Source organism: Rhodococcus sp. 06-156-4 (assembly GCF_002259345.1).
Taxonomy (GTDB): domain Bacteria; phylum Actinomycetota; class Actinomycetes; order Mycobacteriales; family Mycobacteriaceae; genus Rhodococcoides; species Rhodococcoides fascians_E.
This window is the reverse complement of sequence record NZ_NPGB01000015.1, coordinates 207,294-220,530: the sequence shown is the minus strand read 5'-3', so window position 1 is coordinate 220,530 and position 13,237 is coordinate 207,294. Positions and strand designations below refer to the sequence as shown.

Annotated in this window: 12 protein-coding genes; 8 read left to right on the top strand and 4 right to left on the bottom strand. The window is 62.4% G+C overall.

The window, feature by feature from the left end:
- Positions 1–147: 147 nt before the first annotated feature.
- Positions 148–1,389, top strand: coding sequence for an MFS transporter (locus tag CH290_RS10410; protein ID WP_170947635.1), 1,242 nt, complete (start codon positions 148–150; stop codon positions 1,387–1,389).
- Positions 1,390–1,408: 19 nt separating this feature from the next.
- Positions 1,409–2,572: a serine hydrolase domain-containing protein gene (locus CH290_RS10405; RefSeq protein ID WP_033188423.1), complete on the top strand. Its 1,164-nt coding sequence runs from the start codon at positions 1,409–1,411 to the stop codon at positions 2,570–2,572.
- A 259-nt stretch (positions 2,573–2,831) separates the two neighbouring features.
- Here CH290_RS10405 and CH290_RS10400 read toward each other — a convergent pair whose 3' ends face one another.
- The gene (locus tag CH290_RS10400) at positions 2,832–3,086 is read right to left on the bottom strand and encodes a hypothetical protein (RefSeq protein WP_141216140.1); all 255 of its coding nucleotides are present in this window, start codon (positions 3,084–3,086) and stop codon (positions 2,832–2,834) included.
- 223 nt (positions 3,087–3,309) lie between these two features.
- Positions 3,310–4,683 (bottom strand): MFS transporter, encoded by a 1,374-nt coding sequence (locus tag CH290_RS10395; protein WP_033188425.1) that lies wholly within the window; start codon positions 4,681–4,683, stop codon positions 3,310–3,312.
- Between the two features lie 333 nt (positions 4,684–5,016).
- Here CH290_RS10395 and CH290_RS10390 point away from each other — a divergent pair, with 333 nt between their 5' ends.
- Together CH290_RS10390 and CH290_RS10385 are read left to right on the top strand one after the other, a co-directional pair.
- Positions 5,017–5,973 carry an NAD(P)-dependent oxidoreductase gene (locus CH290_RS10390; protein ID WP_170947636.1) on the top strand — a complete coding sequence of 319 codons (957 nt, stop codon included), beginning with the start codon at positions 5,017–5,019 and terminating at the stop codon, positions 5,971–5,973.
- Positions 5,970–6,881, top strand: coding sequence for an isocitrate lyase/PEP mutase family protein (locus tag CH290_RS10385; protein WP_052083055.1), 912 nt, complete (start codon positions 5,970–5,972; stop codon positions 6,879–6,881). The genes CH290_RS10390 and CH290_RS10385 overlap by 4 nt, the downstream gene beginning before the upstream one ends.
- 47 nt (positions 6,882–6,928) lie before the next feature.
- On the opposite strand, the gene CH290_RS10380 is transcribed toward CH290_RS10385, so the two are convergent.
- On the bottom strand, positions 6,929–7,957 hold the full coding sequence (locus tag CH290_RS10380; RefSeq protein ID WP_033188426.1) for an alpha/beta fold hydrolase: 1,029 nt from the start codon (positions 7,955–7,957) through the stop codon (positions 6,929–6,931).
- Between the two features lie 36 nt (positions 7,958–7,993).
- On the bottom strand, positions 7,994–8,395 hold the full coding sequence (locus CH290_RS10375) for a (R)-mandelonitrile lyase (protein ID WP_033188427.1): 402 nt from the start codon (positions 8,393–8,395) through the stop codon (positions 7,994–7,996).
- A 264-nt stretch (positions 8,396–8,659) separates the two neighbouring features.
- Here CH290_RS10375 and CH290_RS10370 point away from each other — a divergent pair, with 264 nt between their 5' ends.
- The 4 genes from CH290_RS10370 (at position 8,660) to CH290_RS10355 (ending at position 13,212) form a co-directional block, all read left to right on the top strand.
- Positions 8,660–9,469: an SDR family NAD(P)-dependent oxidoreductase gene (locus tag CH290_RS10370; RefSeq protein WP_033188428.1), complete on the top strand. Its 810-nt coding sequence runs from the start codon at positions 8,660–8,662 to the stop codon at positions 9,467–9,469.
- A 179-nt stretch (positions 9,470–9,648) separates the two neighbouring features.
- The gene (locus CH290_RS10365; RefSeq protein WP_052083057.1) at positions 9,649–10,539 is read left to right on the top strand and encodes an N-acyl homoserine lactonase family protein; all 891 of its coding nucleotides are present in this window, start codon (positions 9,649–9,651) and stop codon (positions 10,537–10,539) included.
- 241 nt (positions 10,540–10,780) lie between these two features.
- The gene (locus CH290_RS10360) at positions 10,781–11,851 is read left to right on the top strand and encodes an ABC transporter permease (RefSeq protein ID WP_170947637.1); all 1,071 of its coding nucleotides are present in this window, start codon (positions 10,781–10,783) and stop codon (positions 11,849–11,851) included.
- A gap of 80 nt (positions 11,852–11,931) precedes the next feature.
- Positions 11,932–13,212, top strand: a complete 1,281-nt coding sequence (locus CH290_RS10355) for a substrate-binding domain-containing protein (RefSeq protein WP_033188430.1) — start codon at positions 11,932–11,934, stop codon at positions 13,210–13,212.
- Positions 13,213–13,237 lie beyond the last annotated feature (25 nt).

The window sequence follows — 13,237 nt, the reverse complement described above, 5'->3', positions numbered from 1 at the left end:
TGACCGGATCTCGCCGGCACGCACTCGTCGACTCGAACCGTGACAGCGGCCGAAACTTCGACTCTGTGAGGGACCATGTCACACAACATCTCGGCTGAAGTGGGTGCCGCTCCTACGACGACCAGGGGTGAGCGACGCAGAATCGTAGTGTCCTCGCTGCTTGGCAATACCATCGAGTGGTACGACTTCTACATTTACGGCATCTCGGCCGCGCTGTTCTTTCCGGCGATCTACTTTCCCAGTGATTCGGCGTTGATCGGAACTCTGGCCTCGTTCGGGACTCTGGCCGGGGGGTTCTTGATCCGGCCAGTAGGCGGGTTGATCGGCGGCCATATCGGTGATCGGTATGGCCGCAAGAAAGTATTGGTCGGCAGCATGCTTCTGATGGGCGGGAGCACCGTGGTGGTCGGCATCCTGCCCGGATTCGAGACGTTGGGTGTGTGGGCCCCCGTTCTGTTGATCATTGCCAGGTTGTTGCAGGGCGTCGGAGCGGGAGCGGAGTATGGCGGAAGCGTGTTGATGATCACGGAACACTTCGACAGCCGTCGCCGAGGGTTCTGGGCAAGTCTCGGCAACACCGGTGTGTTCGCCGGCGGTGTGTTCGCCACGTTGACCTTTGCCGTCATCACTCGCTTCTCGGAAGATCAGCAGGACTATTTGTGGCGGGTGCCGTTCATTGCGTCGGCTGTTCTTGTCGCAGTGGGCCTTTGGATTCGCCTCGGTGTGTCGGAAACTCCCGCTTTCAAGGCTTCCCTGGCAAAGCGAACAGAGTCGGTCGCGCCGTTCGTGGACTTGATCCGTCGCTACCGGGCAACCTTGGTCGTGGTGGTGGTGGTCGCAACCGCCGCCAGCCTCCCGTACCAGATCTACGTGACCTTCGGGACTGCATACACCCGCACAGTCGAGGGCAACGTGGGTCACCTGCTGAATTCACAGACCATCATCGGGTTTCTGGCTCTCGCAATGACACCGTTGTTCGGTTACGTCTCCGACCGGGTCGGGCGAAAGCCGTTAATGGTAGCGGGCATTCTGGTAATGATTCCCGCGGTCTACTTCCTGTTCTCTCAGATCAACGGTCAGAACCAAGGCATGATCTTGTTCGCTCTGGTCATTTGCGAAATCGGGCACTGCATGGCGTACGGTCCGTTGGCGGCCTTCCTCGCAGAACATTTCGACACCCGCACCCGGTACACCGGCACGTCGATGGGTTACCAGATCTGCGGTGCAATCTCCGGGTTGGCACCGCTCGGTGCAACAGCGATCCTCAAAGCGTCGGGCGGCGCACCGAACGTGGGGTGGGTTCCCATCATCCTCGTCGTCACCGGCGTTCTCGGCGTGGTCGCGCTGTTCTTTGCAAAAGAACTGGCAGGAAAGCCGCTGCCCGACTGACCGTTCGGCCGTGGGAGCGATGGTGGAGACTGTGGGCGAACTCGACCGCGTGATGTCGGATGCGGTGGCGCGTGGGGATGCCCCGTTTCTCGTCGCCGCGGTGTGCAATCGGGATGAAATTCTGTGGCAGGGGAGTGCCGGGCGCGACCGCGGTCCGCGCTTGGCCGGACAGCACACCGTTTTTCGAATCTTCTCCATGACCAAAGCGGTCGGCAGCCTGGCCGCGGTGATGTTGGTCGATCGAGGAGTTGTGTCGATGGACACGCCGGTCGCCTCGATGGTCCCCGAGTTCGGCACGCTAGGAGTACTCGAACGTATCGGCGCGCACGGCTCGGTACTGAGAGCGCCGCGGAGCCCGGTGACGCTCGGTCACTTGCTGACTCATACCTCTGGCTTGGCCTACGGCACGTACAACTCGAAGCAGAAGCTGTACCAAGAAGTCAGCGGCCTGCCGCCCGCCCTGTCGGGACGATTCGAGTCACTGCGCAGTCCGCTCGTGTTCGATCCCGGTGATGGGTTCGCCTACGGAATAGGACTGGATTGGGTCGGTAGGGTGATCGAGGCGGTCGACGGGCGTTCGGTCGACGCGTTTTGCCGGGAGGAGATATTCGAGCCACTGGGTATGTCAGCTACGTACTTCGAACCCGATTCCCACGACGTCGAGATATCCGAACTGTGGAACCGAGTCGGACAGACAGAATTCGAGCGATACGAGATGAACCCTGCCGTCCGGCCGGAGTTCTACGGCCTGGGCGGATCGCTCTACAGCACCGCGGCCGACTATCTCCGATTCCTGCGACTGATCATCAACGACGGTGTGCTGGCGGGACACCGGATCGTCGGTCCCGGTGCGATGCGGCTGTTGCGTGAAAACCAACTCGGCAAAATCGACGTCGTTCCGCAGGTATCGACCGTGGCTCGATCGGCGGACATCGATCCGTTCCCAGGTGTTGAAAAAACACACACCGCGGGGTTCATGCGGCTCGACGGCGACGTTCCGGGAATGCGTCGACCGGGGTCGTTGTTCTGGGCCGGAACAGCGAACACCCACTACTGGGTGGACCCAGGTTCAGGCCTTGCGGCAGTGTTCATGACGCAGTTGGTGCCATTCGGTGACGGGCCTTTCATGACGGCTTATGCCGAATTCGAACGTGCCGTGTACGACGCGTTCGGCTCGGCCTAGCCCGTAGCTGGAGGGTTGCCTACCCGTCAACTCATTGACCATCGATGACCGCGCTCGTTGGCGGACTCGAGATCGCGTGTCGGGCTGCGCCGACCTCCTGCAGGGAGTATTCGGTTCCTCATGCATCGACGATGGTTATGTTCCGACCCGAGGCTTTGACTGTATCGACGACGCTGTGAGAGATCTGTGGCGAGTACTCCGACACGATGATCGTTGGTCGTGGTGTCCGGGTGCCCCCGCAAGTAGTTCTGCACCTCGTTCAGGTGGTCTGCGTGGTCCAGTCGGTGTGAATCACGTTGTTTCCGTGATGGTCGGCGCTCTCCTCGACCACGCGCGTGTAGATCATTCCGAGCTGGTCGATGTCGTGTCCGGTAACCACGGCGGCCTTCTGTGAGCCTGGGTTCAGTTCGGCAGGTTTGTCGGTCGAAGCTCGAACGTAGGTGATCGAGGTGACGAAGAATCCGATGTCGAGTGGGCGTGGCGCGAGCTCGACCGTCGCGTTTCCCATATTCACGTCGACGGTTTCACCGTCGCCGCCTTGTGCCGGCGCGCTGGAGGCCAGCTGCCGCTGCCGGTCAAGGCGACGGCCATCGCTGCGTCCAGCACTTTCGCCTCGGTCGGCCCTCAGCGGAATGTGCGTTGCGGTAGAGCTGCGGTTTGTCGTACTCGAGGCATGAACAGGGCCCGCCAAGCGTTCGTTGCGGGCCCTGTTCGTCTGCGAGAGTTCGGTGATACCGCTAGACGCGGTCCATCTCCAGGTCTTTCGTCTCCTTCAGGGCTACTGCGCTCAGCAGGCTGACCACGGCGAGTGCGGCGAGGAGAAGTCCGAAGACGAATCCGCCGAACGCCGCGATGATGGACGCGGCGAGTAACGGCACTGTGGCGCCGCCGATGATCTGAGCGACGTTGTAGCTGAAACCTGCTGCGGTATAACGGTATCGAGTCTCGAACAACTCGGACATGAAGGCGCTCATCGGGCCCAGGGCGACGCCGCCGATTGCCATGGTGACGACCATGCCGATTGCGAACGTCCAGTTGGCCGCGATATCGAGAATGGGGAACAGGACCAGCGCCCACACGACGGCGACCGACGCTGCGCCGATGATCACTCGTCGACGTCCAATCCTGTCGGAATACGTTCCGCCGAAGAAGATTCCGGAGGTCAGAGCCGCGCCTCCGAGTGCGCCGAGACCAAGCACCGCGTTACGGCTCAGGTCCAAGGTGTTGGCTCCGTAGTTGACGAGGTAGGACGCACCGAGGTAGCCGAACGACGGCGGAATGATCATGGTGAGGCTTGCCAGGATGATTTCCTTGGGTTGGCTCCTGAACGCCTCGAAGAAGGGGGCCTTTATGACCTTGACCGTTTGGGGCGACGACGTGCGACGTACTTCGGCCTTGCGCAATTCTTCCGCCTTGAAGACCGGCGTCTCCTCCATGCGCAACCGGATGTACATTCCGACAGCGATCAGGACGGTGCTGGCGATGAACGGGATACGCCAACCGAAGCTGAGGAACTGCTCATCGGTGAGGAACAATCCGGTCAGCAGGAACGTAGCCGGTGCGAGGGTGAGTGCGAAACCGCCTCCGAGAGAGGCGAACATCGCCCAGAACCCACGTTTCCCCTTTGGCGCGTTCTCGGTGACGAACAACGCAGCGCCGGCCCATTCGCCGCCTGCAGCTAGGCCCTGGATGATTCGAAGTACAACGAGCATGATCGGAGCAGCAATGCCGATCTGATCTGCGGTAGGCATCAGCCCAACGGCCACCGTTGCGAATCCCATCATCATCAGCGTGATCACCAGGGTGCGCTTGCGGCCCAGTTTGTCGCCGAAGTGACCGAACAGGATGCTGCCGACCGGACGGGCAACGAACGCAACGCCGAGTGTGGCGAAGGCAGCGACCGTTGCAGCAGCGGGTCCCAACGCAGGGAAGAAGATTTCACCGAATACCAGGGCCGCGGCAACACCGTAGATATTGAAATCGTAGAACTCGATCAGGCTGCCGACGAAGCTCGCCGAGGCGACCCGGGGCATGCTGTTCTGGTTTGCTTCGGACGCATCGGTGGTGGTCCCCGCTGAGGTCGTGGCAGCGGGTTCGGTCTTAGGGGCCATACGAGCGCATCCTCGGTCTCTGGCCGGATCGTCCGGCGAATTTGTTGTGAACTTGGTTGTGCGGCAGATATCGTGCGTCGCCGCTGCCGACAAATCGCAACGCAGAATCGAATCGCTTCGATCCTGCTGCCGGTGTGACGCGTACCGGAACAGCAGCGTATGAGCTGCATCACATTGCTGTCAAGGACCAGACAGCCCTTTCCTTGACTAAATGATGCTCGGGGTCTAGAAACGAACTACGTGATGGCGGTCACCCGGTGTGCATTCCTGCTCGCCCAAGTCAGGACCTCCAGTAGATCCACGGGGTTCGGTGATCCAAACAAGGAGCAGCACGTGCAGCACGAGATGGAGTCGGTGGCAGTTCTAGGGGTCGGTGCCATGGGTGCGCCGATGGCTCGGCGACTCGCGTCCGCCGGATACGCGGTGACGGTCTGCGACCGCAACGTGGATGCTCTGGACTCCTTCGCCGGGGTCGCGACCACGGTTTCCACCGACCCGCGATCGTGCGCGTCGGCCGACGCGGTGTTGGTGCTCGTCGCGACGGCCGCGCAGGTGGCGGAGGTCCTTGTCGGCGACCACGGCGTTTTCGCAGGAGATGTCGGGGAACGCCCGCCGGTCGTCGTGGTCATGAGTACCGTAGGACCGGAGCACATCCGCGAACTTCGACAGGGCGTCGCGCGCTACGGGGCCGGCGTGGTGGATGCCCCCGTGAGCGGCGGTGTGAACGGCGCCGAGAACGGCACTCTGTCCGTCTTTCTCGGCGGTGATCCAGCAACTGTCGACTCGATCGAGCCGGTCTTGAAACATTTGGGTGACAGGCTGTTCCGATGCGGTGGCGTCGGCGACGCGCAGACCGTCAAGATGGTGAACAACGCAATCGCGGTGGTCAATGCACACGTGGGCGCCGAAGCGTTTCGTTTCGCAGTGGAGCGCGGACTCCTTCCTGCGGCCGTCGCTCCAGTACTCGAAGCCAGCAGTGGGCGAAATCTTCTCACCGTCGATTCTCGCGACGTGGCAACGATGTTCGCCGAATGGACAGCTTCGCGGCCGGATTTCGACGCGTTGACCTCCATCATGGCGAAGGATCTCAGGCTCGTCGCGGAGTTGACCGAGCCGAACCGTCTTCATTATCCGGTTCTCGGCCGATTACCGGACCTCGTCGGTGCGATCGGTGACGACACATTCGACACCTGGCGGAAGGTCGCCGCGGGAGCGTCCTCGACACAACCCGACCCGATCCCAAGGACGATCTCGGCGCACACGCGTCGACCGAACAAGGAGAACAGATGATCAGTGCCGGTGCACGATTGCGCAAGCTCATGGAACGTGATGTGGCAGTGGTAGTTCCGCTTGCCCTGGATCCTATCAGTGCCAAGATTGCAGAGTCGGAGGGATTCGAGGCCTTCTATCTGGGCGGGGGCACGCTCGGGTACCTGAAGACCGGCACGGAAGCCAACCTGTCTTTGACGTCGATGGTGCAGGCGGGCATCGAGATACGCGCAGCCTCGGATGTTCCGATTATTTTCGACGGTACCTGCGGGTGGGGCGATCCGATGCACATGCACCACACGATGGGGATGGCCGAGGCCGCGGGATTCGGCGCGATCGAGATCGAAGATCAACTCGTGCCGCGACGGGCCCATCATCACATCGACATCGAGCATTTGATTCCGATGGAGCTCATGGTCCAGAAGATCGAAGAGGCGGTGGCCGCGAGACGCGATCCCGATTTCCTCATCATCGCTCGCACCAATGCGTGTCGAACCGACGACATCGACGAGGCTGTCCGGCGAATGGAGGCATACCGGCGCGCAGGTGCCGACGTCATGTACGTCTTGCACAAGCACCCCGAAGAGGCGTACGAAATCGGCACCAGGGTCGACGGTCCGAAGGTCTACGCGATGCTGGCCGGAGTCGATTCCATCGGGATGTCCCTGGCCGAGCTCGGCGCACTGGGATACAAGTTCGCCATCGACGGATTCACGCCGTTCCTCGCGGCGCAGAAGGCAATACGAGCATCGTACAGGGCGTTGGCGAGGCTCGAGATCGACCCGATCATCGGTACCGATTACTACGATGAGCGTGAATTGGTCCATCAGAGCATCGGCCTGCAAACGTTGCTAGACGTGGAACTGCGCACCGTGGAACCGGCCCGGCCTGCCGATGCCCCCGCCTACAGCATGCTTCAGCGGTCCTGACCCCATCGGGCGCGGCTCGGGGGTGTCCGCCCGGCCGCGCCCGACTCTCACTCGATTCCGAGGTTGCGCAGCGCGGCGACGCCATCGCCCCAGGAATGCAGACGCGTCCACAGGCGCGTCCGGGTGTGCGCGAAGTTGTGCATGTGCGACATACGCGGAGTGATCGCCACGGTGACGTCCGGGGACGCCGGGTAGCACTTCGGTTCCCCGAGTGGGTCGGCGCAGGCGTCGCGTTCGCCGAGCCCCAGAAAGACAGGAACGTCGATCGAGGCTGCCTCCGGGGCCACCGCGCCGGGAGACATCATGGTCATCGAGCACGGCGGAATCGTCGCGCTGGCCCATTCGGGCAGTTCGCCGCGCCGCGCCGGGAAGTCGATCATGTCGAGCGCAACCACGTCCGCCGGCTCGTCGTCGTAGTGGAATCCCGGGGTACACAGCGGGAATCCGTCAGGGCCCAACGCCATCTCGGGCATCGCAGCGATGTGTACCTCGTGACTGAGCGCGGCCACGTCGGTTCCGCGCGGGATGTACGGCCGCGGCACGTACGGGCTTTCCGGCGGCATCCACACCGACGAATGTTTTCCGGACCAGCCGAGCACGCCCACGCCATCGAATGTCTTGCGCTGGCCCTGGTGCAACACCAGCACCGAGCCGCCGAGTGATTGGCCCACCCCGATGGTGCAGGGGTCCGACACCGACCCGAAGTCCGGCGTCAGCGTACCCGCCGCCAGTTGGGCCGAAATATTTTCGACCGTAGCCTGATTGGCAGCGACGAGGTCTTCGTAGGTCACCTTCTCGGGTGCTCGCGGTTGACTGCTCTCGCCGACGGCAAGGTGGTCCACCGCTACGAAAACCCATCCACGTCGGACATGCCATCCGGCCTGACCGTCACCGCCGACATCGCCTGGCATGTCGAAGGTGTAGTACCTGCGTCCGTAACCACCTCCGGGCCATGCAAAACAGACGGTGTCCACGGCGGACGAGTCGTCCGGAAGACATACTGTTGCGACCGTTTCGAGTTTCTCGACCGTTCCGAGGGCTTCGGATACGTTCGTCCGCACCGTTATCTGTTGCATTGTCGATCTCCGTCGTCGAACGAAAGGGCTGCTCTGTCAGAGAGCGTTGTATTCGGCATCGGTCACCGGGTCGCCCCAGGTGGTGTCGGGACCGGACTGATCGTTCGGGAAGTCCTTGATGGCAAGGTGGGACATGAAGTGATCCGGTGCGGCTCCATGCCAATGCCATTCTCCCGGCGGGGTGTAGATCGTGTCGCCCGGTCGGATTTCGAGCAGTTCACCGCCGCGTGCCTGGACGCGTCCGATTCCCTCGGTGACGTAGAGGGTCTGGCCGTGTGCGTGACAGTGCCAATTGGTGCGCGCGCACGGCGAGAAGCGGACTGTGGACACACGGAGCTCTGTAGGGGAGTCGCCGTGCGCGACGTTGTCCACGTAGACATTGCCGGTGAAGTTGGACTCGGGCGCCTTCGCTGTCGGTTGCCGCGCAGTCAGTTTCAAGTGTCCTGCCTTTCGAAAGGGTCGACTGGGCGAGGATCGGTTCGTCGCGGTTGTCGGTTGCCGCGCGCCCGACGTCGACCGGCATCGGACAGAACAAACGGACAGTATTGCTCTGGCGCGAGGATTGTCAATGCTGATACAACAGAGAGGGATGGTCGACCTCTCTCGACCGATCGGCGAAATCCGTTGATTCGCCCGGTAACTGCGCCGCGGACCGGGTTCGAACAGTTGGCCGGCACGGAAAGATCACGAAGGGAACTCATCATGGCGGGCAGCGAAACACAGGGCTGGTTGGATCTGGCGGGCCGAACTGCTGTGGTCACCGGGGCCGGGGGCGGAATCGGTCACGGCGCGGCTTTGGAACTGGCGCGTGCCGGCGTTCGCACGTTCGTGATCGACCTCGACGCGGACTCGGCCGCGTCGAGTGCGGCCGCAATTCAGGACGCCACGGGCGTCGAATCTGTCTCGTTCGCATGCGATACCCGGGACGAAACGAAGTTGGCCGAGGCCGGGCGGGCGCTGACCGAGCAGTTCGGTGACGCCGACATCCTGGTCAACAACGCCGGAGTGGTCGGACGGGGGTCACTTCTCGACGTCGACATGAACGACTGGCAGCGGGTACTCGACGTCAACTTGAGTGGGTACCTGCTCTGCGTCCGAGAGTTCGGACGATCGATGGTTCGCCGCGGATCGGGTTCGATTGTGCACGTGTCCTCGATCTGCGGGATCAACCCGGCCAAGGGGATGGGAGCCTACTCGGCAAGCAAGGCGGCTGTGGCGATGCTGAATCGGCAACTGGCCCTCGAACTTGCGCCCTCCGGTGTGCGCAGCAATGCAGTCGCGCCGGGGTTGATTCGAACTCCGCTCAGCGAAGCCACGTATCGCGACGACGCGGCCAGATCGGCGCGCGAACGTTCGGTACCGCTCGCGCGGATCGGCACCCCGCAGGACATCGCGAACACTGTGGTGTGGCTGTCTAGCCCTCGGTCGAGTTATGTGACCGGTCAGGAGATCCTGGTCGACGGGGGTGTGGACCAGACGCTCATGAGCACTGTGCGCAGCTCCGATCGGTAGTCCACGCGGGACGCCGTGGATACCGACAAGTCCAAGTCTGTCTGGGTGTTGACAATGATGTAATGTAGGTCATAGTCTTCCGAATGCGTGATGGTAGTCACTGGACCGCCTCGGGTAGTTTTCGGGTCGCCGACTACTCCACCGCACGCATATGCCGAGCTTGTGGAAGGACAGTTCCGTTGTCTGATTACTCAATCTGGTCGCTCGAGTTCGCGCGGATCGACTCGTACCCGGACAATCTCCTGGTCTACGGAAAGGCAGAAGGCTCACGCGTTCTGCCGTTCAACTTCGTCGTGCTGAAGAACCAAGACCGCGTCATCATGATGGATGCAGGGTTCTACGCGAACGAATACGCGCAGACCATGATCGAACGGTTCGATATCAAGGGTCTGCAGACCCCGGACGAGGTCCTCGGCCGAATCGGCATCTCGCCCGCCGACGTCGACACGATCGTTCTCACGCACCACCATTTCGACCATGCGACGGGTTTGGATCTGTTCCCGAATGCGCAGGTCTACGTGCAGGGCCGAGAGATCGAAAACTTTAGCGCGAAGATGAACACGTCGGAGCGCATGCAATGGCTCGTCAACGGCTTGGATCCCGATACGGCGAACATCTTCGACCGAATCGACCGTGACGGCCGCCTTCGCGTTCTCGACGGTGGCGCCGAGGTGGCGCCGGGTATCGAAGTTCGAATCGCCTACGACACGCATACCGCGGGGTCCCAGTACGCGGTTCTCACGAACTCGGACGGTTCCAAGTGGCTCTTCCCCGGCGATGTCGTCTACGTCTACGACAATCTCACCGGACCGGAGAACGACGGAATGCTCACCCCGATCGGCTTGGGGCAGGGCAACCAGGAATGCTGCATTCGCTCCACGGACGAGATGCTGACCATCGTGGGCGACGAGGTGGATCGCATCATCCCATGGCACGACGTCAGGGTGTTCGACAAGTTCCCGACCTACGTGCACCAGGACAGCCTGCGCATCGCCGAAATCCAGCTTGCCGCAGGTGAGTCGAGCAAGGTGTCGGCAGGCCGAGCCGATTCGGTGGGCGCGAGCAGCTGACCGACTGCTCTCCCGAGAGGGACAGGGCTGCAGAATAATTGGATAGGTTCGTGGTCGGCCCGTACGCGGCCTCGTCGGCGTGTACGGGCCGACCACGCCGCGTGCATGTCGATATCGACATGCACTTCTCATGGGCATCGAAGTCGACCCGCACTGTTTCGTCGAGGAACCTCCGAACAGTCGGCGTGGTGATCGATTGCCGAACAAGCGTGAACATTCCCCGATACGAATGAGGTCGACAGTGCTCACGAACGACACCGGTCGCGTGACCGACTCGCAGCGTGGTTCCCTACTCTCGGACATCAAGTACCGATGGCCTACCAAGTACCTGGCCAGCTGGATCGCCCTGGGAGTACTGGTCGTTGGAGTCGCAATTGCCGCTCCGACGGCCTTCGGTGGACCGTCCATCCGATTGGTGACCGCACTCGCCGGCATATTGCTCCTGGCCTCCCTCGGTCAACTCCTGATCGTCATGGTCGGAGCGATCGACCTGTCGGTGCCTTCGATCGTCGCGGTGGGTGCTGGTGTGGTGGTGCACTACGCATCTCCGGGAACTGGCAGCATGATCGTGACAATTGTTGCAGCACTTGTGATCACAGTTGCGATCAGCCTGGCCAATGGATTTCTCATTTCGGTCCTCGGCTTGAATGCGCTGATCGTGACCATTGCGACGAACGGCATCATCGCCGGTGGTATCGGTCTGTGGACCGGGGTGTCCTTCTCCGTCTCCGGCGCGGCGCCCGAGAGCCTGCAGCGTTTCGCAGACCGTGCCCCACTTGGCATCAGTGCATGCCTGATCTTCGCAGTGGTGCTGGCTGTCGTGCTGTCGGCAGTTCTCCGAAAGACGCGAGCGGGACGGCAGGTAGTCTCGGTCGGCACCAACCGCAGGGCTGCCAAGATGCTCGGAATCAAAACTCACGCCGTAGATTTGACGACGTTCGCTGCTGCCGGGTTGTTCTACGGCGCGGCTGGTGTCATGCTCGCCGGGTTCGTCGGTACTCCCGATGCGACCATCGGCAGCCCTTACCAGCTCACAACCATCATTGCGCTCGCCATCGCTGGTGCCACCTTCGCCGGGGGCCCGGCGAGCGTGGCCAGTCTGGTCGCCGCGGCCGGGTTTCTGGAGCTGTTGGATCAGGCACTCGCGATCAGGGGGTTGTCGGCCGGGTGGCGCGACGTCGTCCAAGGATCTGCACTGGTGATCGCGGTGTCCGCCTTGACCATTGCCAGGTTGTCGGCCAGCGGCACTTCGCGAGGCCTGCGGTTCGTCCGCCGACCGGGTGCCCGTGCCGGCGCCGCTGCTCATCTCTGACATTGCTACTCGAATCGACTCGACCCGGCCCGTCACCTCACCGGTCCGGTCACCTCAATCACTCCAGGAGAACGATCACTGTGACGACATTCCCGCGCCAGACGTTTCGCCCCGGTCGCAGAGCCGCCGCCATCCTCGCGATGGCAGTGGCATGTGGCTCCCTCGTGGCATGTTCGAGTACCACCGGTGGGGGAGCGTCCGGCAGCGCAGCCGACGCGAGTGCCGCCGACGGCCCTGCGGAGGCCGCAACGGCCGATCAGGTGGCCGCAACCATTCGAAACGCATTTCTCGCCGACGTCGATCCGGAGTCTCTGGATCCCACGGTTCGCGAAACGCTGAAGGTGGCAGCTGTTCCGCTGACCCCGGAACAACAGGAACTGCTGACCACGTGCCTCGCGCAGACCACATGTGAGACCGGACGAGGCACGTTGACAGTTGCGTTCGCCAACGACACGACCAACGCGTACCGCAACATCTACCGCGCCGAGTTCACCGCGCAGGCGATTGCGTACCCATCGGTGAAGACGATCATCTACAGCAACGCGAACAACAGTGTGAGTGCCGTCAATGCGAACCTTCGCAGCCTCATCGCGCAGAGGGTCGACGCCATCGTCATCAACTCCAACTACGCGGCGTCGATCGTGCCCGCACTCCAGCAGGCGCAGCAGGCCGGCATCGCGGTGATCGAGGCCGGAAATCCGGTGCCGGAGAACGTTTCGGAACTCGTCACGTCCGTTTTCGAGCCCGACCTCTGCGGAGCGTGGGCCGACGCGGGAAATCAACTGGCGGACAACGTGACCGATGGAGGCAGCTACGCGATGTACACCGGAATCGCCGGCAACCCCAACGCCGCTGTCTGGCAGCCGTGCTTGGATACCGCGATGACCGGTCGCGGGTGGACGCAGGCGGAAAGCGGACTGACCGAATGGACGCCTCAGGGCACGGCTCAGGCCGCGAGCGCGCTCATCGCCTCGGGTCGTAATCCGGCCGCCATTGCATACGACTACTCGCCCGAGGATTTCGTCAAGCCGTACATCGACCAGAACATCACCCCGCCCGCAGTGCTCAGCGGTGGAGCAGTCAACTACTCCTGGCTCAACACGTTCGAAGAGGCACAGGCCGCGAACTTGAATCCTCGGGGCTACTTGGTCAACAGTCAGGTCTGGTACGGACGCATCGGAGTCACCGCGGCACTGAAATCGCTTGCCGGTGAGGATGTCGCCGCAGCCGTGACGGTGGCGCAACCGGTCGTGCCCGTGGACAGTGTGCTTCCGCTCAACGTCGAGGGGACGCCTGCGAGTGCACCCGTCGGCGGGTTGCTGACGGTCCCGCAGATGACCACTGCATTGGCCGCAGGCTGATGCGTCGCCTGGTTTCCTCGGTACC